The following is a 23,315-nucleotide window of genomic DNA, read 5'->3' on the forward strand; positions in this document are numbered from 1 at the left end:
TGCAGCATTCCCTCCACCTAAAATAACTACATTTCCGGCAGGAATTCCCTCAATACCTGATAATAAAATCCCTTCTCCTTGATGTTGTTTTTCTAAATAATATGCTCCCATGAATACAGCACGACGCCCAGCAATTGCACTCATTGGCTTTAATAATGTCAAAACACCATCTTTGCTAATTGTTTCTCCTGCAATTGCAGTAGTACCAGCATTTCTCAGTGCTTCGACACACTCTTTCGACGCAGCCAGATGTAAAAAACCCCAGATTATAAGATCTTTTTTAAAGTAACGATATTCTTCAGGTAATGGTTCTTTTACTTTAACTACCATATCGACTTCCCAAGCTTCTCCTTGTGCTACTAAATTTGCACCTGCGCCTGTATATTCATCATTTGTATATCCTGATCCAATACCTGCATCTTTTTCTACTAAGATTTGATGCCCTTCTTCAACTAACTTCCGAACATTTTCAGGGGTCATTCCTACACGTGCTTCTCCCTTTTTTATCTCTTTAACCACTCCAATTCTCACTTCTAACACATCCTTTTATAAGCAATATAATACCTAGGATTAAAAAAATAATACATGAATTTACCAAACTTATTATGTCCATTCATGTTATTTTTATCGCCTAACTAGCTTTTAAGGTAGAAAACATCCAATATCAATTATTGTTATAAGGATATGTAAACATTTTTCGAAATCCCAGGTAATATTCCTCCTACCAAAAGTATGTGGAATTGATTCGGTAACTAAAGAGACGATGCGCTGAAAGTAACTATGTTCCCGGAAGGTTAATAAACACTACTTAAGAACGCCTAATCAAACGATTGTATCAAATAAAAGATACTGATTAATATCAATTATCATATGTTATTGATGAGAGACGAATCGTTAAGAAATAGATTCCGAAAAATGCTTCTATTACTACAAAAGCTTTTTAACCATTTAGTGTTATAGAAATACCACTAAGGAGTGTATATACTGAAATTGTTGCGATAACAGCATTGCTACTTGTATTAATAACAGAAACTGTATTAGAATTCACATTGGCAAAATAATATATGAACTCATTCAGTCAATGATGACCTAATAAACGTAGATGTAAATTAAGAAACCTCTTTAGAAAGAAAAACCTAATTAGGGACTGTTACTGTGCTTTTACAGCAAGGCTATTCAAGAAATTACTAATTGAAGAAGCTTGAAAAATACGTAGGCTAAAAGAGCTGATATTATAATACTTTTCAGTAATTATAAGTATTGATGGAAAGAATTTAGATTCTTTTGGCTGCCAAGATTCGTTATACCATTCCTGACTGTGGAAGTATAATTCATACCTATTTATTTTATCTTGCATAACTTTTTTGCTGTAAACTGACTTCTGGACTTCAATGAAAAATGGAGATCTACGCCAAATTGTAAATGCATCAGGTTCCATGAATTCTTTACCATACTTTGGCTCCACTTTAAACAGTTTAGGTTTTTCATAATAGATAAGCTGTTTATACACATCTAATATGCCTAGAAAGTGGGGAATCTTTTGGCTAGTTTTGCGAAGTGTGCTGGATTGAGGGAAGTAAATGTATGGCTGTTGCGAGATATTGGCATTCACATGACCATCTCTTCTTAATCGCTTCATCACCGTATTACAGCATGTAACCGCGTTCTTTAATCCTTGAAAATGCAAATCAATAATGTCATCACGAGACATACATCTAAAACGCTTCAAATTGTTTAGTATGGCTTTGTCTCTATTCCTCATAATCTAACACCCCGAATAATTGATTTTCTTCTTGTGGTAGGTTTTGCAACTTTATATTCTCTTTCGGAACGCGATAAGGTTCAACTATCTTCTTGGCTTTACTTAATTCTAAATAAGGAGATTGTACTTTCTTTAATCCATTTAACTTTAATATCATTTGGCCAGATTGCTCCAAGCGTTCTGAACCAGGAGTACCCATAATATTACTATTAATTGTACTATCACATTTAAAGCCCATTCTAACCGTCATATTGAGCTTTAGCTTACCATCCAACACTTTTGCATCAGGTCGTTGCATACTTAGCATTAAAAAAACTCCAAGTGCCCTTCCGACTGCCGATATTTTTTCAACTATAGACATACATTCCTTTTCATCTTGCAACATAACCACTTCGTCGATAGCAAGTAAGATATACGGTTTCTGGTTATCGGTATTCACTTTGTTATATTCATCGATATGATCCACTTCATACTCTTCCATTAGTTTTCTGCGTTCGCGTATTTCCTTCCACACTTTCTGCAGCATAATCTTCATTTCTATTTCTTCCATGCAAACCTCTTTTACGTGTTTCACCCTTCGCAAGAAATGAAATTCGGAATTCTTCAAATCGCCCAGGTACAAATGTAATTTATCAGGAGACATATATTGAATAAGTGTAGACAGTACAACGCGTACCATACTACTTTTCCCGCTCCCCGTCTCTCCTGCAATTAGAAGATGCGGCGTGTTTGAAGCAATCATGTCATACGTAATCATATTTCCAAATTGGTCACGCCCCACAATTACAGGAAGATGATGTTGTATAAGTAATGGCTGCCACTTCTTATAACTGTAATTGTATGCTTGTAGCCCAGCATCCGAATGAAACACATTAAGTACAAATCTTTTAATATCACCTTCAATTGCTACATTACGCCCTAATATTTGTTGAAAGCAAAACCACTTCTTTTCAATGGTTTTCGGATCTAATCCGTTTGGAATGGTAAATATGTATCGAACCTTTTCTTTTGAGGAAGAAATATCATGTATCTTCGGGTAAATGGGTACTTTCCCACCTCGTGTTTGATGATCTACATATAAACCTGCCTTTACAAACACCTCTATAAGTCGATTCTTCAAAGTTTGTTTATGAAGCCAATCCTTTAAAATCCCCATGTAATTTCCTCCTTAAAACATCACCACAATTTGAATGAATACATAACCAATGAAACAAACTCCACCTATCCTTATTCCATGATATATTCCATCGCTTACAAGTTTCGCTGCTGCAACATAATCGTTTTTTACAAGATGCTTTTCTAACAATGCCCCTCCAATTGTCGTTACTCCTAAAGCTCCTAAAGAGATAAATGTAGTTAACATATAAATTTCCCCTTTATAAACAGAATTTTGAATGTCGATGATACATGGGCTTACAAACTTAGAAGTTTGGTAGAGGTATCTTGATAGCTACTTTGGTAGCAACCTTGATACATCTTATTGTGAATAGCTTGTACAATATGCAAATTTTTCTGTGCAATTGCGTATAGTTTTTTGCATTTCGGACAAGGATGATTAAAAAAGATTATGGAGGAGATTAACGTGTGGGGTAGAGGTATTGGGAGACATAGAACAAAGCTAGCTAAATTTTTAGCTAGCTACAATTACTCAATTCAGGATTTTTCTAAAGCTAGTAAGGTAAACAGAAATACATTAGGTCAACTGTGTAATGACAAGGATTATGTGCCATCACCAAATACAATGCAGAAAATAATGAAGATAGTTAGAAAACATGATTCTCGAAAACAAATAACTGACTTTTGGCATATATAAAGAGAATAATCTCTTTATATATTATTCTTTATGCAAGCTTGATATTGATTTTTATAGGGAAACTGTAGCGATTCCTTATAGGTATTTCCTTACTGCCCTCTCTTTCTCCAATAAATCTTAATTTATTTTTGGTAGTGGCAGATTGTTTTCTTTTATTAAATCATAAATAAATTTTTCTAGTACACTTTCAGCTGCTTCTCGCATTTGATTTGATGTTGAATCATTAAACACCTTTTCTATCTCTCTAAGTAGCTGTTTTAAAGAATGATTGTCCTTGCTATTTTTAAGGAATTCCTCACCTAATCCTTGAACAAAAGTACTAATAACAATTACCTTTTCCAATTTAGTTAGTTCCATCTCTATGCCTCCTAATCAGCTTATCATTCTCATCAAACATGACATCTCCTCTAATTAATAAAGAGTTACCAAAAGTCTTGGTGTTATGACAAGATATGCATAGATATTTTCGAGTCTCATGATTTAAGGGTTATATATATCCTGTGACCTAATCTTAATGATATGCTCAGGAACTTTCCTAAATCGTATATTTTTCATAATAGACAAGTAAAAGTCTATAAAAGTATTCTTTTAAATTCAAATCACATGTTTGTTAGAGTCTATAAATCCACAATAGAGGTACAAAATGAATTTATAGCTTCGTATTTTTTGGACAAATTTACCGGCTGAATTAACAGAAACTTTGTGTTACTCTGAACTTGTTGAATATCCCAATACATTCAACAATGCTCAAAATTGCATATTTACTATGCAACCATCCACCCAGATACCTTAGTTAATACTTCTCCCTAATTGTCGTTATTGCTAAGGTATCTTTTTAGATGCCCTGTGTACAGTTTTTTTCTCTCAGTGATAAAGCTATTTCCCACTTAATATAATCAATTTTTTCAATACATTTTCTTAACAAAATTCAGATTTGGTATTTTTACTACCATTTACTTTATATACAGTTTTTAAGTTTTCCCCTTACAATTTTGAAATCTTCTGCTAAAATCTAAACATATTTTTGCGACCACTAAACAAATATATAAAATTTAAGTAAAAGACTTTTATATTAGTTTAAATGGTTGCCATAAAGACAAGGCAAATATCCAAGTAGGATCTCCATTTCCTTGATAGCTTTGAACCGCTTCATAAAATTTCCCTTGATACTCTACTTTATCTCCTTTTGTATATGCCTTTTTGGGATCCCATTTTTCATACGTTACATTTTGACTCTTTGTTGTTACTGTAAGGATGTTGCTTTGAACCGAGATATTTCCAGCCTTATCTACAGCCTTTACAGTATATTTATATTCTTTATTAGCTGTAAGGTTTTGATCAGTAAACTTTGTTTCTTGTACAGTTTGAATTAATTGTCCATCACGTAACACTTGATATTCTTTTACACCCACATTGTCTGTAGAAGGATTCCATTTTAGCTCTACACTGTCTGATGCAACATTGCTTGCATATAATCCTTGTGGCTGTGTTGGAGCTTCTGTGTCCGGTTTCGGATTAACAATTTGATTTACTTTCTTCAGGCCATCCTTTGTAACTTCATATATTACTTTTTTATCAAAGCTTTCGCGTTTATTATTATCCAGATTTGTTAATGTCGCTCTCTCTCCACCTTCTAGATGTGTAAGTTCAATAAAATTGCCTACTTTTACTGGGACTGTTTTTGATTCAGCATTTTGTTGGGTATTCCCATAAACCTCTTTGTTATATACCACTTTACCTGATGTATCCTGTACTTTAATACTTGCATACGTACTATCAAAATAATTGTGTGGTGTACCTGCTATTAAACTAACTTGCAATTCTTCTGTTGATTTATTTAAATTAAGTTTTGCAAATTCAAAATCTCCTATACCCTTCATGGACCATGCAAACCGATCCCCTTCTAAAATGTTTGGAGATTCATTTTTGATTTTTACCTTTTTTTCCACAGTTTGATCAAATATATCTGTTAATATAATTTTTGCATAAGTATTTGTTGGTAATGATATAGATTGACTGATTCCATTTTGATAAGATTTAATATCATTAATTACATTAATCGGTTGGCCCGTCATATTTTCAATATTATAAATTTCAATTTTCCCCTTAAATTGAGGTGTACTACTATCTTTTAATTGCCAAGTTATATTTAATTTTTCATTTTCATAATACATAGACTTTACATCATAATCTAGTTTTCCTATTTCAGGTTGGCTAGGTTGATTTAACGTAAATGTTTTTCCTGTTCCAATAGTTGATCGAGAGTCTCCCCCAGCCTTAAACCAAAGATATTCTGAAGTAGCTCCCCCATCCCAATTATTATTCAATGGCTCTTGCCCCTCTATTGATTGAGTATTCCAAGATGTCCATTTTTTATCTGAGATATTTCTTCCATATCCATCTTTTACACGTGCCTCTCTTACATCTTGTCCATTACCAAGCCAGTCTTCTTGAAACAGCGTTTGTCCATAGTTAAATGTAACGTTAGGAACTGGAAAGTCCATAATCCCAATAAGCTTCCATTGGTTTTTTGAAACATCTTTTAACCACTGTCCAAATTTTGTGTGTCCATTCTCTTGCCAAGAACGCATTGTCATGCGATACCAATTATAATTCTTTCAATCATATGTCGTCTGAATTTTAAGACCTGTTCCTTCTCCACCAAAATTACTTGCAACTGATGTAGGGGATACATATTCTGCTTTTATTGCTTCCTTAGAAGAAATAGGATCCCAAACTGCAAAGTGCAAAGTACGCTTTCCATTTTCATCAAAACCGCTTTGTTGTTGGAATCCAGCATACCCACCAGCTTCTCCCCCCTGGTTCCAGTTATGTACAGCCCAATATGTATAAGGTGCTGTTTGAACAGGAGACCAGTCTATACTAATAATATCTGAAGAAACACTATTTTTAGGTGTAACATAAACTCCTGGAGCAGACGCCGCCTCTATGATAGAAATTGATGATCCAAACATCGAAAACACCGTACTAGCTCTGTAATTGCTAGGATTTTTTTGACGCCATTTCTTGTTCTTTGATTGAACATAATTTTCCCTCTCCTCTTTCGTTATTAATAACTATTTAAAATAATATCTCTCTATATACAATTGAACAAATTCCCCATGAATGTAGTACCATTTTAATAAAATGGATATATTTAATGTTATTTTCACTGTTATTCAATAAGCATTTATAGTATTTCGTTATAAATTTAAGTTACATATCGCTGAATTTATCCTATTAACAATAGAAAAATTCATAAAAATAAAAATATTACAGAACTTTTTAAGCACTTATTAATTAAAAACCCCCATTTTTCTACAAATGAGGGCGTAATACGTTGAAAATCTTATAGTTTACTTTCTACATCTTACTTGTCTAAAAAATATTGAATTCATTTTTAAGTATTTGATGATATTGTTTCTCTGTTATTTCTTTTTTAATTTTCTTTCCATGCCGGGTTTCTGTAAAACTTTGCTTAGTAAGTGCAATATGCCCGTGTTCAATTAATTTGCAAATAATATTCGCCTTATTTACTGGTGATTCTGGATGCTCTATAACCATGTTTTGTATAGCATTCACTTTCTTTTCATTAATTGCATTTAAATAAAAAGCATAACCGATAGACCAGGTATCACTAAGATCCGAATCAAAAAAATGTGAAGTTTCTCCATTTTTTCCTTTTTTCATTTCTAATACATGGGTTCCTTTCTCCGTATTTTGTTTACGAACACGATATTCACCCGTTACAGAAGTCACGCTGTCACCGTGAAAAGGAACAGGATGTAAAGGGAGATAGGATGCAAAACCGGCGTCTATAATATAGTTTTCATATTTGTGTTGTAAAACGATAAGTGCATGGCCATCATCAGGGTTCCACTTTCTTGTTTTTGGATCATATAGAGTTCCAGCTATTCGATACACATTAAATCCACAATCACACAAAAAATAATATAATAAAGAATTAATTTCATAGCATAATCCGCCACGATTCTTTAAAAGCAGCTTTTCTTCAATATTTTCTCTAGAAAATTCTTTCGTATTTCCTTCCATGATGTCTAAGTTTTCATAAGGTAATAAGTGCCCCATCTGCAAAAGAATTCTATGTAAATCTTCAAATTTCACATTTTCTCTTGGGGGAATTTTTAATTTTAAGAAAAACTTTTTTTGTAATTCAGTTAACATTATATATCTCCTCCAATTGCAGAAGCCATATATATTTACCTATATATTAAGACTATTAATTATATATGGTGTACAGCTTGATTAATACATTTCATAAGAGTGTGTAGCACTAACCATATTAGCGACAATTAAGGAGCAAGTGCTCAAAAATCCCTTAATATTTATTCAAATGTATCTTTTTGATATTTTGGTATCTTTACTAATCCCCCAAAGCTGAGTTAATAAGAATTTTAAATGTAATGTCTAAAAGTGTACTTTGTGATAAATCGAAAAATAGAGAATCTTAGATGCAGTTATTATTCAGATAAATAACTATATAACCTTTAATCCTTCTACTTATACATATAATACTCTTTATATCGTTCAAACTTAGATTTTTTTGTTTTTGCTGGTATTATGGGTGACCTTAATGTTTTAGAGGGTGCCGCTTGCTTTGGCATTTCTAATACTCCACGTTTCTTCAGCTCTCTATACAAACTACTCACTTTGCACCCTACTATTTTCGCAATATCTGGATATTCGGTTCCATGATTAAATAATTGAACTGCTTGTTTACATCTTTCATCCCATTTTTCTTCTGTCGTTCGATTTTTAGCTGATTTTTTGTCTAGCTTGATACACTCTCTTTCTATATTACACTGCTCGGCATTATACTGTTCTTCATCCGCTTGACGATTACAAAACTCCTCCCCCTCTAGGCGTATCATTTGTGCTTTTTTCGCAACTGCTTTCATGTCTCATTCACCTCATTTTGTTTGATAAATTCTTGCATCCTACTTCGCTATCTGCAATTCTTGCTAGTTTCTCAGATAATACTTATAAGAAGGCCATTAATACTTCTATCCTTATCACTTCTATTACAACTTTTAATTAATTATTTACAACCCACATTGATTTTGCTGTTTACGCAAACTACTTATGTGACATTCAAATTGATGTACATTTCTTATAAATATCCATTCCTTCTTAACACCAGCGCTTGCTAGCAAGTGTAATTCCACTTCAATTTTATTTTTCTTTTAGCGGCCTTTTCATCAAAAATCAATTCCGTTCTTATTTGACATACTGCTTTTCCAATTTTTCAATCATCAATACAATATTTATGTACACTACTAGTATGATGATCTTGCAAATCTAAAATACAAATTCTCGTTTCTCTACTATTCATAATTCCAATCTCTGCGGTATAATAGTTGCCAATATTACACCACTAATGACAGCGTTTTCTAATTCTAATAGATTTGATTCATCCTATTTGAACAAGTCTATCCATTTTTGAACCCAACTCCAAACAATCCTACAATTCCATTCATAACAACAGGTATTTTAGTCTGAATTTTAAAATTATTTATCTATACAAATGTTGATGATGTGGTAAAATTATAAATGAAAAAAAGTATAGATTTAAAAGAAGCCAATGAATATAAAAATTGGCTTTTTTTCTTGATGGAAAATGAAACAAAAACTTCTTTAAATCTTTATTAGTGATAAGTTTTAAAGAAAATTCACCCTGGTTATAGTTTTACATAATTGTAAACTATAGTAAATTGATATTATTAACATTGAATATTCTTAATATTAATTCCACTTATACACATCAACAAACAAAACATTACTATTAATTTCTACTAATTTTTTGTAAACATACTAAATTATCACCTTTTAATGGATTTGTTTATCCTTAAATTTATATATTATATTTATGTAGTTTTAATACCTCTTTGTATTTAATATTTTTTTTACAAATACAGGTAATCTATCAAATATAGTGAATCTGAATTAGGGATATGAAGTCTATACATCTTCTTTAATTTCTATAATTACTAATTCAGAAAATATATAAGTAACCAACTATTTATCAATGTGTATAACAATTGCCCTCGACTCTTCAAGTAACCCATCAAAATTAATTTGTCTTTCAATAATTCCCTTTAGTCGTTCACCTACTTTTTCAAAAAGCATCTTTATCTTGAATAAATCCTTTTTACGTTCAAATAAATATTTTGTTCAAACTTGTGCGTGCACTAAAAAAATACAAGTGATTTTATCAGAGTCACCTTGAATTTCTTGCACACCTAGTGGAAAGAATCCGTTTTTTACTAACGGGTTCTTTTCATTATTCGTCATACTACAACTAGATTGTTACATTTTTTTACAGATCACCTTTACTTGAATAAATATTCCGTTCTTATAGATCCGTAAATCCTCTTTTCTTTAATGTTTTTTCGTTATTTGAGTCTATTCATGTAAATGCATTATTTATTTCTCCCGTATTCAATCGCCTTTGAACCTGTCGGTATAAGGTTTCTCTAGAAGTATAGTCTAGGATACATAAGATTTTTGTGTACGAAAGAAAGTATCGTAATTTCAACCAAAAACCATTTATTTACCTATGTTAAGTTTCTAAATTTGTATTGATAATTCTTGGCTTTAGAAGTATTCTATACATATTCAAACATTTGAAGATGTATAGAATACTTCTGAAATGTTAAATGTAAATAAATACTAGAGGTGTTTTAATGGGAACCGAAATGCAACAATTTAAAGCAGATTTTTTTAAAGCTTTATCGCATCCTTTACGAATAGGTATTTTGGAACTTCTATCAGAAGGTGAAAAAAGTGTAAATGAAATTCAAAGCATTCTTAAAAAAGAAGGTTCTGCAGTTTCTCAACAATTAAGTGTATTACGCGCGAAAAATATTGTTGTTGGCACTAAAGATGGAAAACGAGTATTATACTCCCTTCGAGATCCTATGATTATGAATTTATTAGTGGTTGCGCGGAAAATTTTTAACAATCATTTAATTGATACAATTTCTATGTTAGAAGAGCTAGATGAAGCAGAAAGCGAAATGGTAAAGGAGGAATAAATTGAGCAATGAGGCTAAAAGAGAAGATATCATCCAACATGGAATTGAGATATTTCACTCTATAGGAGCTCATCACGTTTGTAATGTTTGCATTAAAAGTGGGTATTCTTGTTGCGTTTCATGTCAACATTTACAAGATGGTATTGGATGTCAAAAAAGGAACACAGCTTGTACAGCATGGTTATGCGGCATTCAGAACTTTTTGTTTGATCAAATAGGATTATTAGAAGAATGGAATCATTTTTGGACTGAAATTCCAGGACAGATGTTTCGTAGAGATATTACTCCAGATAAAGTAAAAGTCACTACGTTTATTGATACGAAGAAGCTAGATAGTCGAGCTGGAGAACTTCTAGCGGAAAGATTACAATTCCATGTACAACAAGGTGGAGATATAGGAAAATTAGAACGTCATTTAAGCAAAACTTATAGTAAGTATTAGGATGTCGTTTTCTTTGATAAAAATTAAATCCTCCTGTATAAAACGAATGCGACACATAGTTGTAATCCGGGTTTATTAAAAAGAGAAAAGAAGGGTTTGTAATGAGAGGTTTATTTACGGGAAGGTTTGAAGGATATTCATTAGGGCATTTTCAAAAAGATCTTCTTTCAGGACTGATTGTTGGAGTTGTTGCGATTCCTCTTGCTATGTCTTTTGCCATAGCTTCTGGTGTAAAACCAGAGTATGGAATTTATACAACGTGTATTGCCGGGATACTTATTTCTCTATTTGGTGGTTCAAGGTATCAAATTGGAGGGCCTACAGGGGCTTTTGTTCCCATTCTTTTAGGGATTGTCATTACTTATGGGTATGAAAATTTACTACTCGCTGGTTTGATGGCTGGAATTATCTTATGCCTTATGGGAATTTTTAAATTAGGTTCGTTAATTAAGTTCATACCACGTCCTGTAACAATTGGTTTTACTTCAGGTATTGCTGCTATTATATTCACTGGACAAATTGCTAGTTTTTTAGGTTTAACAGGCATAAAAAAACATGAGGACTTTATAGCAAACTTGAAAGAAATATTTACTCATATCGGTACCACTAATTTTTATAATGTAGTAACTGCTTTGATTTGCTTTTTCGTTATACTCGTAACACCAAAAATTTTGCCAAAAGTACCGGGTTCATTAGTAGGTGTTTTGATTTCAACTATAATTGCAACTATATTTTTCTCAGGTCATGTACCTACTATTGGTACAGCATATGGTACGATTCCAAATACACTACCTCAGTTTGATATACCAGAGATCACAATAGAGCGTATCCAACATTTAATTGGCCCTGCGTTTGTTATTGCTATGTTGGGCGGTATTGAGTCCCTTTTATCTGCTGTCGTCGCGGATGGGATGACAAATAGTAAACATAACAGTAATAAAGAACTTATTGGTCAAGGAATTGCTAATATTGTTACCCCATTATTTGGAGGAATTCCGGCGACTGGAGCAATTGCTCGAACAGCAACGAATATTAAAAGTGGCGCTGTTTCACCCATGTCCGGTGTGATTCACGGAGTATTTGTGTTATTTACGCTTCTACTGCTAGCTCCATACGCCTCGCACATCCCACTTGCTAGTATGGCTCCTATTTTAATGGTTGTAGCGTGGAATATGAGTGAGCAACAGCATTTTGTTCATATACTTAAAATGAAGACCGGAGATTCTCTTGTATTACTAGTAACATTTTCCCTTACTGTATTTACAAGTTTGACAACGGCTGTGGAAATCGGTCTTATTTTAGCTATTATTTTGTTTACAAAACGTATGAGTAATATGCTTGTGATGTCAAAAGTGCTTCCTGATCATACAACAAAGAATGAAAAATTATTACCGCATGTGGTAAATAATGCTCATGATTGCCCTCAAATTAGTATTTACACAATAGAAGGTCCATTATTTTTTGGAGCTGCGCAAACATTCGAACAAAACATTTTAGCGACAATTCATTATAGACCTAAAATTCTAATCTTACGTATGGGCAAGGTTCCTTTTATTGACACAACAGGCGAAGCCTACTTTAGGAATATTGTCCAACATTTTAAAAACCAAGGTGGCGTACTTCTCATTTCAGGGGCTCAATCAGAGTTGAAAACAAATCTAATTAAAAATGGATTATATGCTGAGATTGGAAAAGAGAACTTTTTTAATCATACAGGAGAAGCAATTAACTGTGCTTTAAGACATTTGAATAAAGCGAAATGTGTAGGATGTAAACATTTTGCTTTTCATGAATGTACCCAGCTCTCCCAACAATGCCAGGATATTAATACAATAAAAAATAAATCAAAAGCATTAGAATTCTAAAAAATATATTTCCTATACAAAGTTTACTTGTTTTGATTTACTCTTTTAAATATTTTGCTAAAAAGCAGAAAAGGAGAATGTTTAATTTGGCGAATGCGAAGAAGATTTTTATAAAGTTTCAACAAGAAGGATTTTCATACATTCAAAAAATGATCATTACACAGCAAGAAGAGAATATATTCCTTACATTTCAATGCAAAAAAAACTGTACAAATAGTGCCCTTTCAATAGATGATAAAAAGAATTACGAAAAAAGTATATCGTTTTTTTCTCATGCTTCTGGTGGTGTAATTATATGGGGAATCGCTTCAAATAAAAATAATAATGGTGTTCACATAGCTAAAAAAATCCAACCTATCTCTAATGGAAAAGAATTTTTTAGTAATCTAAATGATTTAGTATTTAAAAATTCTAACACTACAAACCAGGATGTTAAGAATATATATATTCCTTTTCCTAAAGAAATAAACCGTGGATTCGTAATCACCTATGTCCCCAGGAAAGACTATCTGTTAAAACTTAATGACTACTATACAAAGACCAGGGATAACTTTGCAATGATGATGGGACAGATTCTATTAAATGATATGTTAGAAAATAGAAAATTATTAAGGGAATCACTATAAATCATGCATATAAAGGAACCCTCTTGCTTTTACAAGAGGGTCTCACTTTACATTATTTTATATCGGTATAAAGATAAATAAAAAACTGTCATTTGAATAAAGAAAACACTAAATACAATATATAAGGGATATCCTGGAATATACATATTAAAAATAGGAGAAAGCACTAAAAATCCAATTGCGATGATTAACACATACCATACTGAAACAAATGCTGTACGACAAGCTCTTTCAGTAATTAACTTTTCACGTTCGTCTTCTAGGGGAAACAATAGTGGATACATCAGATATGAAAGGGCGTTATATTTCTTCTTCTGTATTTTATAAAAAATTGTTATTACAATACCTATAACTAATAAAAATAAGACTGGTGTAATATTTAATGATACTTCAAAAGTTACTTTCTTAGCGTCAATAATATTGGCAAGTTCTATAATGCCGTAATAAGTACATTAATCATATAAGAAATCATCAATCTATTCATCCTCTTCTTCCTCCTTATTTAATACAAACACTTCTTCCATCTTCAAATCAAACACATCACAAATTGACAATGCTAATAATAATGAAGGGACGTAATCCCCTTTTTCAATTGCTGCGATCGTTTGCCTCGTCACTCCAACTTTTTCAGCTAATACACTTTGTGTGAAATTAAAACGAGCTCTAATTTCCTTTACTTTGTTAAAAATAGTCAAGTTCACCACCTCTTCCCTTCAATGTATACCATAATTAACAAAATGTAAAATTAACTTAACATTTATTCCGCTAAAAATCCAATTTTATAAAAAGCGGTACCAGCACATATTCATTAATTTAAAAATTGTATAGTGCTCCTGAAACAAAACGCAGATTGCATGCTCTAAGGCTGAATTATTTGATATAGCAGTAAACTTCAAATACTCCCCACCTTCCAATAGAATCAATTAATAACGTGGAAAAATCAAGTGAACTCTTGCTGTTCAAGTCGTTAAGGTACCCAAAGCTCACAAGAAAAAGAAGGAACCATATTTAAGTCTTAAAAAAGAGATAAACATTAGAAAAACTGTCATTAAAAATTCAAGTAAACTCTCTAAAAAGTTTTACAATTAAAGCAGAGAGACTTTGAAACAGGAGGCGCCAATTTATGAATCGAATTGAACGTGAAGAGAAAACAATTAGCATTATGATTGATATGTATTGTAAAAACGAACATAAACAAAATACTCTATGTGAAGAATGTCAAAAATTAAAAGATTATGCTTATTTTCGTTTATCAAAATGTCCATTTCAAGAAAAGAAACCAGCATGTCAAAATTGCGAAATTCATTGTTATAAACCAGAAATGAAAGGTTTAGTTAAGGAAGTTATGAAAAAGAGCGGACCAAAAATGATTTTAAAACATCCATATTTCACGCTCATGCATGCTTTTGACACAATGAAGAAGTTTCCTGACTTACCAAAAAGAAAAAAGTGTAAAAAGAAAAAGTGGTTTGTCTAATAAACTAGTTTTTTTATTCCTTTTCGACTAAAGAATTATATGTGAGTTTTAAATCCTAATCGCTTAACAATATTTTCAGCTGTGCATTGCTTCTGAGTCATTTTTAAAATAAAAGTATTTCGAAAAAGTTATGCAGAAATCCCTTTCCTCAAATTTGTCTGCTTTATCTCCAAACTAATCATTTTTTTGAATAGAGATTTCCGTTTGAAATCTTGATACATCTTCATCATAACTCCAAAGATAGGTTTCGAACCTAAAGTGGCAAAAAACAAAGAGTGAACTATCGCTGTGATATCTTGGGTCACTAGTTCAGGAATAGATAATATATAGTTCTAAAAATGCAAATGTTTCATTCGTAAAGCAACAAGCTCATTTAGAGATAATCCGTAGTCTATATGATAGATGTTTTTTAGGAGGGTTATCCTATAGTAGTAGATTAGCTTTTATTTGCTACTTTCTCCTCGACAACTTTATCGATAAGATCATCAATAACTTCCGTGCATCTTATAATAAAATCAGCATCCTCACGAGTAGTATCACTATTGCTAATACGTTCAATCACTTCTGTTCCATATTCCCTGTCTTCATCTGTTTTTGCTAAATATCTATTGTAAGCCCTTATAACTAGTATTGCTTCTTTTTGACCCATATCAATTTGGCGTAGCTCATCATCAAAGTCTTCCAATGAAATCCCTCCTATTTATAAATAACGAAGTCTATTTAATTATATTACAATATAGAAATTTATTGTTGTATTATTTTTGTGAACTTGTGTAAAAGTGTAAATGTCCACGTTTACACTTTTACACATTAAGAACGAAATTACATGGAAAAATATGAAGTTGGATATGAAAAGCGATATTCATTTGACTCTAGTGATGAAGGATTTATAAAAGGTGAATATAACAGAGGCTTTTAGATTAAACAATATTTATTATATATCGAGTCGATACTATAATTCGATGTTGCTGAAAACGGGATATAGTATTTAAATCAAAGGAGTGGGGAAATGAGTATACAATATAAATAAGGGAACTAAAATATCTAATGGATCTCACAAATAGTATAGGTAATGTATATAAAAAGATCACTTGTCTTGGAAACAAGTGATCTTTTTATTAGATAAATTGCTACTTGCCAACAGCAGGTAGTTGTTATCCTATTCATATGTTCAATAGATATTATATCACATTTTTTAGTTATATAGCCGGAATTATTTCTAATGAAATGAAACCAATAATATTTCAAAAGGTACCATTAATTATTTAGCACTTTAAAAATACAATTTTAAACCTTTCGAATTACTAAATTAGCTAGATTTTTATAAACTTCAAAAATTTTACCTTTTGAAGTATATTTATAATCCTAAATAAATGAATAATCCTTATCATAAAGGGCAGTTAATCTTAATTTGTTTTTGCAAAAGTTTTGATAACGTATTTAAGCGCTATATAACAAGAAAATTATGAATTCTAATTTTCTATTTATGGTACGTTTAATTTATAAAAATAGATAATAACATAATTTTCTCAATAAGTAATATTCTTATTTCAATACAAAATTCTTACAATTGATGTTATACCTGTATTAAGGGGAGCGTTTTAGTTAATTAGGGAGAAAAATTGTAAAAATGATATGGGAGGAACAAAAAATGTCATTGAAAAAGAAATTAGGTGTTGGAGTGGTTTCAGCCGCTCTTGGTTTATCTTTAATTGGTGGGGGAACATATGCATATTTTAGCGATCAAGTTGTAACAAATAATACATTTGCTGCAGGTACATTGGATTTAGCTATGCAACCAACTACTTCACTTAACTTAGAAAATTTAAAACCTGGGGACAAAATATTAAAGAAATTCAATTTAAAAAATAGTGGTACATTAGATATTAAAGATTTAATGATGAAAATAGACTATACTGTAAACGACTTAAAACAAAATAATACTACAGAAGATTTCGGTAAACACATTAAAGTACAATTTCTTTGGGATTGGGATCCTGCAAAAAGCCCTGCATACGAGACAACCCTTGCAGAACTAAAATCACAAAGTTCAGAGATTGTCTCCAAAAAAGTATTTCATTCTAAGTGGACTGAAACAGGGGGATTAAAACCTGGGAAAATGGATTGGTTTTGGATAAAGTTTATATTTGAGGAAAACGGAACAGATCAAAACGTGTTCCAAGGGGATAGTATTGCGCTAAAAATGGAGTTCCAAGCCAATCAAACAGAGGGAAAAGAAAGATAATATTACAAAAATATTGTTGTGAAAATGTAAAAATGAGCTTGTAATTTTTTATAATTTGTAAAATTGACCATCAAATATCCATATAAAAAACCAGTGATATCAGTACATGTGTATAATATCGCTGGTTTTTTTGAGTTTAACATTTTGTATGTTTTGTAAAATTCATTTTTCTTTGTAATCTTTAAATATGTTCGAAAGGTATATCTTTCTAGATGTATTGTTACAAGTGAATTATTTTTGTACTTAAATCACTTAATCTCTAAAATCACTGCTAGATCGATTGCATAATTCGTGCGAGTTCTTTTTCTAAAGCAGCGGGCTCGTTTGCATAATTGTAAATCCCTAAAAACTTCTCTATAGCCTCTGGATGGGAACTGATTAGCTTGTTGACAGCATCCTGTTGTTCAGATATGCGTTCATTCTTCGAAATTTGGCATCCCATGTGAAACCGAACCATAAACTCATCTTCTATTGCCTTTTGATATTCTTCAGACATTTGATTTGATTGATCGGATTGTCCCTTATATTTTGATAGAATATTGGATAATATACGTGCTCCACATATAGCATCATGGATACCCTGCGCCATGCCAGGATCTTTAAAACAAACTGCATCTCCAACCAACGCCCATCCTTTTCCCATTCCTTTATACCAGTAATTATCATATCCGAGAATGCCTTTGACCGGTTCTACTAGTTCTGCATTTTTCAAGCGCGCCCCAATTGTTGTATTCGGAAAGTTATCTGTAAAGAAATTGCGTAGACAGCTTTCCGGATTTAATTTCAACCGTTCTATCAATTCCTTATTTTCTAATGGGAAAATGCCGACAATTACATATAAATCATCATTCGTCGGAAAGAGAATGGCTGTGTTATCTTTTATCTTGTATACTTCAAATTTAGGGACATTATCGTGGCGAAATCCAGAGAAATACCCGAAATAGATGCCGACTGTTGCCGGAATACTTATTTTGAGTTCACTTTTTACCAGTTTGCGAATAATAGAGGATCGGCCGTCTGCCCCGACTACCAGGCGAGCTAAAAATTCTTGTTTCTCGTTGTCGCCATCTAAACCTTTCACGCCTATCACTGTTTCGTCATCACGGATGACATCCGTCACACGAAATCCTTCTAAAACAGTTACATTCATTTGGGATTTGGCTTGTTCAAGTAGAATATGATCGAGATAAGTTCTTCTAATACAATAACAACTTTCCTCTCCGTAAACCTCAGGGATGAGACCTTCTATCACGGTATCCTCAAATTGAAATTTAATATCCCGTACCGGCGGTGCTTTTGTTTCCAATAACTTGTCCAGGACACCAGTTTCTCGAAGAAGAGCGACAGTATTATTGAAAAAGGTATGGGTTGATAATGTGTCCCTTGGAAAATTCGCTCGGTCCACTAACAACACATGGAAACCTGCCTTAGCAAGATAAATTGCCAGGGTAGAGCCGGCACATCTAGCACCGGTAATGATGACATCATACGTCTTATTCATCGTATCACTCCATTTTCAAGTATAATTATTAACTTGCTTATCCATTAGCAGATTTCTAAAGTTAATGCCCCTACGAGTTAAAGTAATGGGGAAAATTGATAAGAATGCACTACATACATAAAGTATGGAAGCTAAAACGAAATAAGTACAGAAAATTCTCACCTGCTATACAATTAAAAAGAATTTGTGGTAAAAATCGGAATGATAATTTAAGTATTAAATAAAGGTCCGTTTACTTGTCTCGTGAAGAGTTAATAGGGGTATCGCCACATCGCCATCAAGCTAAAGAAAGTAAATACCCCAAAACGAGAAAATTTGCTTTTCCAAGTCAAAATGCATAACTTTTTGCTTTGGGGACTTTATAAGATTCTTAATATGAGAAACACCATTTCAATTCAAGTATACTACAGTATAAATTCAACATCGATTTCAATCCTTATCTTCTACCATGCTGTTCTATAATTATTCTTTCTTGCAATAGCTACTGCATTTAAACGTGGCACTTGACCAAATAAAGTAATTAGTTTTGAAACAAAAAACGCAAAATTATAATGGAAATAATACCTCCCAGTACGGTTCCCAGTAAACTACGTGTTTTTATCGCAATAAAGAAAGTCGGTATGGCTGCAAAAAATTCAATGTTATTTGTAAGGGGTGCAATCTTTCCATCATGTATAAATATCTCTTGACCAATCAAAGCAGCTATAACAGAAATAGGGACATAATTTAACCATCGCATTCCCCATTCTGGTAATTCGAAACGACTTAATACCATAAGAGGAACGACCCTTGGAATGAACGTTACAATAGCTGATCCTAGAATAATCAAAAAAACTTCCCATCTTACTTCCATTTTTCCACCACCATTCCTACTGTTGAAGCAATAATTGTAGCAACAATAACACCCATACTGCTGGACAACATGAAAGAGCTTCCCACAGCAATGAAAACTGATATAATTGCGACAACTATATCAAGTTTGATTTTACTACGCCCTAACATTGTTAGTATAAGAATTCCTATAAACATAGCTGGCAAGGCAAATTCTAGACCGAACTTTTCAGGATTTGAAATCCATTGTGCCAAAAATGCACCTGCTAAATTAGCTATAAGCCAATTTAAATAAGCTGTTATGTTGAGACCGTGCATCCATTTTTCACTGATTTGTTTTTTTTTCGCAGCCTCGCTAATAGCGACACCGAATGTCTCATCGGTGAGTAGAGAACCTACTAACATGTTCCTAAGTGGAGAAAGATGCCGAAAATAAGGTGCTAGTGCTGCGCTAAGTAAAATATGACGAAGATTAACAAAGAAAATAGTAATAATAATGGCAGTAAGAGAACTACTTGCTGCTATCATTCCTGCCGCAATAAACTGAGCTGAGCCAGCATAGAGAATTAAAGATATTAGAGTTATCTCAGTTATGCTAAGTCCCGCAGTCTTTTGAATAACACCTGCCGCTATTCCAATACTTAAATAACCCAGTAACGTAGGGATACAATCTTTTACTCCTTTGATAAAACTATCTTCATCTCTCTGAGATGAATTCACTTGGACGTTCGACAGACTCATTTCATTCCCTCCTTATGTTTGAATTATTAGAAGCTAACACACTAACTACTATAAAAAGATGAAAGAAAATACGGTTCAATTTATTTGAACCGCTTTCCAGTGACAACATGAAATAGATTAGAATTGTTTTTCCAAAGAGCTTCCGTTTTCTCTGGGCCAACTTCTTTAACTAATTCTGAGAACATAATGTCATGTCTAATGTACTCCATTGCGATTAATACCAGGGCTGGATCTTCTGTTTTTATTGCCCATGCAGGTATATTTGGAGAAAAATTTGCAATTAATACTTCTTCATTGTCCCGTGCGACAATCGTTAATCGACCATTCATACGTTCCTCAGCTACTTCGGGAGCCATGTAATTATGATGAGTAGTTACACCAAGCTGCATATCAGGTGCTCCAAAAAGAATAGAGAAAACATGGATTTTTTCATTTATTCGTCTATCTATAGCACTTTTTATAGACGAGGCTTGTGGTTCCCAAATCGACAACCATATTTCTTCTTCTGCTTTATTTATGATATCAATCATTTCAGCAACAACACGTTCATCACTGCTGATGCGGCGAATAACATCTACTTCTTGTTCACTTTCTAAAGCAGATAAATTCTTTTCAAGATAATCCATAGAATTTTCGAAGTTATTACGCAATCGACAGATTAACTCTTTTGCTGGCAAAGGTGCATAAGTTACAGGATCAGAAGGTACTGTATAAACCGCACCTTTATCAATTAACTTTGCCAACACTTCGTAAATCGTTGAACGAGGTACACCTGACCTTTTACTGATTTCATATCCCGTTATGGGGTAATTTTTTAAAAGTCCTATATACGCTTTACATTCATATTGCGAAAAGCCCCATTTTTGAAGTTCTTTGTAAAGTTCTTCCATGATAACTCCTTTAGTAGTTAGTGTGGTACTTACTATAAAACAAAACAAATTATATGTCAAAGCTATTTTTTGAGTATAGATTTTCAATTATACTCAAAACGGGGTTCAGCCGAGATACATGTAATTTCGGGTCATAGTCTGTATTTTATTTCCATTATCAGATTTCGGTGTAACAAAAAGATGTTTTATGAATCATGTTACGAATTATTTTTCATACAGTATTTTGTTACAGCTAATTCAACGGATAAGATATTTCATATTTGGCCTCACCATACCATTTCGGGAAAATTGTACGTTTAGACACAATTTGGACACATTCGAAGCATTTCCCTTACGCTAAGAGACATCTGCCCAGAAAACCTTATGTTTATGAACAGATGTTAAAACTCAATAATATCAACATTTTCTAGCCATAATTATGTTCATAAAGTGTGTAAATAAATTAATGTTCAATTAATCTTAGTTTTTTATCTTTCTGAACATGTAGTTGTTTCTAAAAAGGTTGTAACATCAAGGGTTAGTATCTCTTAACGTACAATTTTCCCAGAATGATATGGTGAGCCCTAATAGACAGTCAAGTTCAGTTTCGTGATAACTCTACACGCTTAAAGTGTTCGACTGTTGGAAATGGATCATAAAAGTGATGCAATAATGCCTTCCACTCTTGATATTGTTCAGATTGACGAAATCCTATCGTGTGGTCTTCTAAAGTTTCCCATTGCACAAGGAGCAAATATTTTCCTTTCTGCTCCATACAGCGTTGTAATTCATGATTTATGTATCCTTGCATGGAAGAGATGATTGAAGATGCTTGCTTAAATACCGATTCATACTCCGTCTCCATACCGTCTTTTACTTGCAATATGACTGCTTCTAAAATCATTTTGAAGTCCTCCTCTTTCTCCTAATTGTACCATGTGGGAGGAACGCTGGATGAAGAGTTTTGATATATAACATATACACGTCAAGTTAACATAACGTCTCATTATCAGTAGCAAGGAAAAAGGGGAAACCTTAATCTCAGAAGGAATCCCCTGTTTTATTTTCTATAAAATTATTCATCTTTTTATACATTCCTATTATGGCGCGGTTTTAGTTTTCTTGTTTATTACTGGATTAGTCGAAAAACTGTATAAAATCTTGTATACTCTTAGCGTGGTTTTTTCCGAAATGCTGGCGGTACCCCTACTATTTTGTTCGAAACGAATGGTAGTAGGTCGCCATTAATGTCATTAACATTGGAATGGTAATGGCAAGGGAAAATAAGAAAACTATCGAAAATGTTGTACTTAATACCCCTGAACTTACCGAATGAACTAAATAACTTACAATCGACATGGCCATACTAATTACAACTGCTGACATGACTGGTTGTCTAAGTATTTTTATTTTTTCCTGTTTTGTTTCTTTATCTGTATAAATTGGTTTTGTACCAGGTTTGGCCTTAAATAGGTGCACGCCATAATAACTTGAACAAACATATTCCCAACCTGCAAGTTCAAACATTTCAATATATTCTTCTAATTCATTTTCTTCTAATGGTCTTATATCAAGACTAAAAATAGTATCTTCAGAAACGCCCTTTTCTAATTCATACCCCATTCGTTTAAAACGTTTCACAATCCATCCTTTAGCAGCATATTTTCTTAGCTTTTTTAAATCTTGTTCTTCTGAAAAAGCAATCCCATTTGACATTATGTATTTTGTTTTCCCCATTTTAGTTCTCCCCTTTTAATCCATTTTCAGCAAAATCAAGCATCATTTTACGTCTCAAAATATCTTGTTCCAACACTTCTCTACCTCTGTCTGTCAAAACATATACCTTCCTACGTGAATCTGAATCATCAAATAATTCAATGTAGGATTCGGTTATTAACTTTTTAATAATTGTGTATAGTGATGCAGGGCCAATGACTACTTTCCCATTTGTTAACTCCTCAATCAAACTCATCACCGCATAGCCATGTCTTGGCTTTGTAAATCCTGCCATAATATAAAATACAGAATCAGTTAATTGTTCTAATGATTTCATTTTCTCCCTACCTTCTTATATCACTTTATGATATA

General features: G+C 32.6%; 24 protein-coding genes and 3 pseudogenes. 7 read left to right on the forward strand and 20 right to left on the reverse strand.

All coding sequences use genetic code 11. The features are described 5' to 3' along the window. From CN409_RS30450 to CN409_RS30470, 5 genes are all read right to left on the reverse strand, one after another. Positions 1-531 (reverse strand): Rossmann-fold NAD(P)-binding domain-containing protein (locus CN409_RS30450; protein ID WP_481747195.1); only part of this gene is annotated, 531 nt, incomplete at its 3' end. Between the two features lie 409 nt (positions 532-940). After that, complete coding sequence (locus CN409_RS30455; RefSeq protein ID WP_276307927.1) at positions 941-1,048, reverse strand: hypothetical protein; 108 nt, start codon at positions 1,046-1,048, stop codon at positions 941-943. 102 nt (positions 1,049-1,150) lie between these two features. Then, complete coding sequence (locus CN409_RS30460) at positions 1,151-1,762, reverse strand: replication-relaxation family protein (RefSeq protein WP_097982011.1); 612 nt, start codon at positions 1,760-1,762, stop codon at positions 1,151-1,153. Further along, on the reverse strand, positions 1,752-2,918 hold the full coding sequence (locus CN409_RS30465; protein WP_097982013.1) for an FtsK/SpoIIIE domain-containing protein: 1,167 nt from the start codon (positions 2,916-2,918) through the stop codon (positions 1,752-1,754). The genes CN409_RS30460 and CN409_RS30465 overlap by 11 nt, the downstream gene beginning before the upstream one ends. A 12-nt stretch (positions 2,919-2,930) precedes the next feature. Further along, positions 2,931-3,125 carry a hypothetical protein gene (locus tag CN409_RS30470; RefSeq protein WP_016513385.1) on the reverse strand — a complete coding sequence of 65 codons (195 nt, stop codon included), beginning with the start codon at positions 3,123-3,125 and terminating at the stop codon, positions 2,931-2,933. Positions 3,126-3,329: 204 nt separating this feature from the next. On the opposite strand from CN409_RS30470, the gene CN409_RS32710 reads away from it, so the two are divergent. After that, positions 3,330-3,575 (forward strand): helix-turn-helix domain-containing protein, encoded by a 246-nt coding sequence (locus CN409_RS32710; protein ID WP_327942665.1) that lies wholly within the window; start codon positions 3,330-3,332, stop codon positions 3,573-3,575. A gap of 117 nt (positions 3,576-3,692) precedes the next feature. Here CN409_RS32710 and CN409_RS30480 read toward each other — a convergent pair whose 3' ends face one another. From CN409_RS30480 to CN409_RS30495, 4 genes and pseudogenes are all read right to left on the reverse strand, one after another. Continuing rightward, positions 3,693-3,932: a hypothetical protein gene (locus CN409_RS30480; RefSeq protein WP_097982015.1), complete on the reverse strand. Its 240-nt coding sequence runs from the start codon at positions 3,930-3,932 to the stop codon at positions 3,693-3,695. A 710-nt stretch (positions 3,933-4,642) separates the two neighbouring features. After that, positions 4,643-6,621, reverse strand: a pseudogene (locus CN409_RS30485) (DUF3472 domain-containing protein). A 332-nt stretch (positions 6,622-6,953) separates the two neighbouring features. Next, on the reverse strand, positions 6,954-7,760 hold the full coding sequence (locus CN409_RS30490) for an arylamine N-acetyltransferase family protein (protein WP_097982017.1): 807 nt from the start codon (positions 7,758-7,760) through the stop codon (positions 6,954-6,956). Between the two features lie 332 nt (positions 7,761-8,092). Beyond that, positions 8,093-8,494, reverse strand: a complete 402-nt coding sequence (locus tag CN409_RS30495) for a hypothetical protein (RefSeq protein WP_097982018.1) — start codon at positions 8,492-8,494, stop codon at positions 8,093-8,095. 1,785 nt (positions 8,495-10,279) lie between these two features. On the opposite strand from CN409_RS30495, the gene CN409_RS30505 reads away from it, so the two are divergent. From CN409_RS30505 to CN409_RS30520, 4 genes are all read left to right on the forward strand, one after another. Beyond that, positions 10,280-10,630 (forward strand): ArsR/SmtB family transcription factor, encoded by a 351-nt coding sequence (locus CN409_RS30505; RefSeq protein WP_097982020.1) that lies wholly within the window; start codon positions 10,280-10,282, stop codon positions 10,628-10,630. 1 nt (position 10,631) lies between these two features. Then, positions 10,632-11,072, forward strand: a complete 441-nt coding sequence (locus CN409_RS30510; RefSeq protein WP_097982021.1) for a DNA mismatch repair protein — start codon at positions 10,632-10,634, stop codon at positions 11,070-11,072. A 101-nt stretch (positions 11,073-11,173) separates the two neighbouring features. Next, on the forward strand, positions 11,174-12,937 hold the full coding sequence (locus CN409_RS30515; RefSeq protein WP_097982023.1) for a SulP family inorganic anion transporter: 1,764 nt from the start codon (positions 11,174-11,176) through the stop codon (positions 12,935-12,937). Between the two features lie 86 nt (positions 12,938-13,023). Continuing rightward, a complete protein-coding gene (locus CN409_RS30520; RefSeq protein ID WP_097982024.1) occupies positions 13,024-13,563 on the forward strand; it encodes a hypothetical protein in 540 nt (179 codons plus the stop codon). Between the two features lie 47 nt (positions 13,564-13,610). Here CN409_RS30520 and CN409_RS30525 read toward each other — a convergent pair. Both CN409_RS30525 and CN409_RS30530 read right to left on the reverse strand, forming a co-directional pair. Next, positions 13,611-14,047: pseudogene (locus tag CN409_RS30525) on the reverse strand (DUF2178 domain-containing protein). Beyond that, entirely contained in the window at positions 14,040-14,258 is a 219-nt protein-coding gene (locus tag CN409_RS30530; protein ID WP_000151822.1) for a helix-turn-helix transcriptional regulator, read from the reverse strand. The pseudogene CN409_RS30525 and the gene CN409_RS30530 overlap by 8 nt, the downstream one beginning before the upstream one ends. Before the next feature lie 428 nt (positions 14,259-14,686). Between CN409_RS30530 and CN409_RS30535 the strand changes: the two genes are divergently transcribed. Then, a complete protein-coding gene (locus CN409_RS30535) occupies positions 14,687-15,040 on the forward strand; it encodes a nitrous oxide-stimulated promoter family protein (protein WP_097982026.1) in 354 nt (117 codons plus the stop codon). A 35-nt stretch (positions 15,041-15,075) separates the two neighbouring features. Here the strand turns inward: CN409_RS30535 and CN409_RS32495 are convergent. Beyond that, positions 15,076-15,435 (reverse strand): annotated as a pseudogene (locus CN409_RS32495) (integrase); the annotation flags it as partial. A gap of 41 nt (positions 15,436-15,476) precedes the next feature. Then, positions 15,477-15,725, reverse strand: a complete 249-nt coding sequence (locus CN409_RS30540) for a hypothetical protein (RefSeq protein WP_086392963.1) — start codon at positions 15,723-15,725, stop codon at positions 15,477-15,479. A 966-nt stretch (positions 15,726-16,691) separates the two neighbouring features. Between CN409_RS30540 and CN409_RS30545 the strand changes: the two genes are divergently transcribed. Further along, entirely contained in the window at positions 16,692-17,285 is a 594-nt protein-coding gene (locus CN409_RS30545) for a TasA family protein (RefSeq protein WP_000053758.1), read from the forward strand. A 271-nt stretch (positions 17,286-17,556) separates the two neighbouring features. On the opposite strand, the gene CN409_RS30550 is transcribed toward CN409_RS30545, so the two are convergent. From CN409_RS30550 to CN409_RS30580, 7 genes are all read right to left on the reverse strand, one after another. Next, positions 17,557-18,786, reverse strand: coding sequence for an NAD(P)/FAD-dependent oxidoreductase (locus tag CN409_RS30550; RefSeq protein WP_001044754.1), 1,230 nt, complete (start codon positions 18,784-18,786; stop codon positions 17,557-17,559). A gap of 520 nt (positions 18,787-19,306) precedes the next feature. Next, entirely contained in the window at positions 19,307-19,639 is a 333-nt protein-coding gene (locus tag CN409_RS30555) for an AzlD domain-containing protein (protein ID WP_085311121.1), read from the reverse strand. Continuing rightward, positions 19,630-20,358 carry an AzlC family ABC transporter permease gene (locus CN409_RS30560; protein ID WP_097982027.1) on the reverse strand — a complete coding sequence of 243 codons (729 nt, stop codon included), beginning with the start codon at positions 20,356-20,358 and terminating at the stop codon, positions 19,630-19,632. The genes CN409_RS30555 and CN409_RS30560 overlap by 10 nt, the downstream gene beginning before the upstream one ends. An 80-nt stretch (positions 20,359-20,438) precedes the next feature. Further along, a complete protein-coding gene (locus tag CN409_RS30565) occupies positions 20,439-21,248 on the reverse strand; it encodes a TrmB family transcriptional regulator (RefSeq protein WP_097982029.1) in 810 nt (269 codons plus the stop codon). A 580-nt stretch (positions 21,249-21,828) separates the two neighbouring features. Continuing rightward, entirely contained in the window at positions 21,829-22,131 is a 303-nt protein-coding gene (locus CN409_RS30570; protein WP_097982030.1) for an antibiotic biosynthesis monooxygenase family protein, read from the reverse strand. Positions 22,132-22,436: 305 nt separating this feature from the next. Beyond that, the gene (locus CN409_RS30575) at positions 22,437-22,964 is read right to left on the reverse strand and encodes a DUF2812 domain-containing protein (protein ID WP_097947065.1); all 528 of its coding nucleotides are present in this window, start codon (positions 22,962-22,964) and stop codon (positions 22,437-22,439) included. A 1-nt stretch (position 22,965) separates the two neighbouring features. Then, positions 22,966-23,280, reverse strand: a complete 315-nt coding sequence (locus tag CN409_RS30580) for a PadR family transcriptional regulator (protein WP_097947067.1) — start codon at positions 23,278-23,280, stop codon at positions 22,966-22,968. Positions 23,281-23,315: the final 35 nt, after the last annotated feature.

This window comes from Bacillus sp. AFS012607 (genome assembly GCF_002558005.1).
In the GTDB taxonomy this organism is placed as follows: Bacteria; Bacillota; Bacilli; order Bacillales; family Bacillaceae_G; genus Bacillus_A; species Bacillus_A thuringiensis_S.

What these genes read in the sequence shown, in the direction of transcription:
- CN409_RS30460 (WP_097982011.1), bottom strand. Translation starts at nt 1,762, where the DNA reads ATGAGGAATAGAGACAAAGCCATACTAAACAATTTGAAGCGTTTTAGA.
- CN409_RS30465 (WP_097982013.1), bottom strand. Translation starts at nt 2,918, where the DNA reads ATGGGGATTTTAAAGGATTGGCTTCATAAACAAACTTTGAAGAATCGA.
- CN409_RS30470 (WP_016513385.1), bottom strand. Translation starts at nt 3,125, where the DNA reads ATGTTAACTACATTTATCTCTTTAGGAGCTTTAGGAGTAACGACAATT.
- CN409_RS32710 (WP_327942665.1), top strand. Translation starts at nt 3,330, where the DNA reads ATGGAGGAGATTAACGTGTGGGGTAGAGGTATTGGGAGACATAGAACA.
- CN409_RS30480 (WP_097982015.1), bottom strand. Translation starts at nt 3,932, where the DNA reads ATGGAACTAACTAAATTGGAAAAGGTAATTGTTATTAGTACTTTTGTT.
- CN409_RS30490 (WP_097982017.1), bottom strand. Translation starts at nt 7,760, where the DNA reads ATGTTAACTGAATTACAAAAAAAGTTTTTCTTAAAATTAAAAATTCCC.
- CN409_RS30495 (WP_097982018.1), bottom strand. Translation starts at nt 8,494, where the DNA reads ATGAAAGCAGTTGCGAAAAAAGCACAAATGATACGCCTAGAGGGGGAG.
- CN409_RS30505 (WP_097982020.1), top strand. Translation starts at nt 10,280, where the DNA reads ATGGGAACCGAAATGCAACAATTTAAAGCAGATTTTTTTAAAGCTTTA.
- CN409_RS30515 (WP_097982023.1), top strand. Translation starts at nt 11,174, where the DNA reads ATGAGAGGTTTATTTACGGGAAGGTTTGAAGGATATTCATTAGGGCAT.
- CN409_RS30535 (WP_097982026.1), top strand. Translation starts at nt 14,687, where the DNA reads ATGAATCGAATTGAACGTGAAGAGAAAACAATTAGCATTATGATTGAT.
- CN409_RS30545 (WP_000053758.1), top strand. Translation starts at nt 16,692, where the DNA reads ATGTCATTGAAAAAGAAATTAGGTGTTGGAGTGGTTTCAGCCGCTCTT.
- CN409_RS30550 (WP_001044754.1), bottom strand. Translation starts at nt 18,786, where the DNA reads ATGAATAAGACGTATGATGTCATCATTACCGGTGCTAGATGTGCCGGC.
- CN409_RS30555 (WP_085311121.1), bottom strand. Translation starts at nt 19,639, where the DNA reads ATGGAAGTAAGATGGGAAGTTTTTTTGATTATTCTAGGATCAGCTATT.
- CN409_RS30560 (WP_097982027.1), bottom strand. Translation starts at nt 20,358, where the DNA reads ATGAGTCTGTCGAACGTCCAAGTGAATTCATCTCAGAGAGATGAAGAT.
- CN409_RS30565 (WP_097982029.1), bottom strand. Translation starts at nt 21,248, where the DNA reads ATGGAAGAACTTTACAAAGAACTTCAAAAATGGGGCTTTTCGCAATAT.
- CN409_RS30570 (WP_097982030.1), bottom strand. Translation starts at nt 22,131, where the DNA reads ATGATTTTAGAAGCAGTCATATTGCAAGTAAAAGACGGTATGGAGACG.
- CN409_RS30575 (WP_097947065.1), bottom strand. Translation starts at nt 22,964, where the DNA reads ATGGGGAAAACAAAATACATAATGTCAAATGGGATTGCTTTTTCAGAA.
- CN409_RS30580 (WP_097947067.1), bottom strand. Translation starts at nt 23,280, where the DNA reads ATGAAATCATTAGAACAATTAACTGATTCTGTATTTTATATTATGGCA.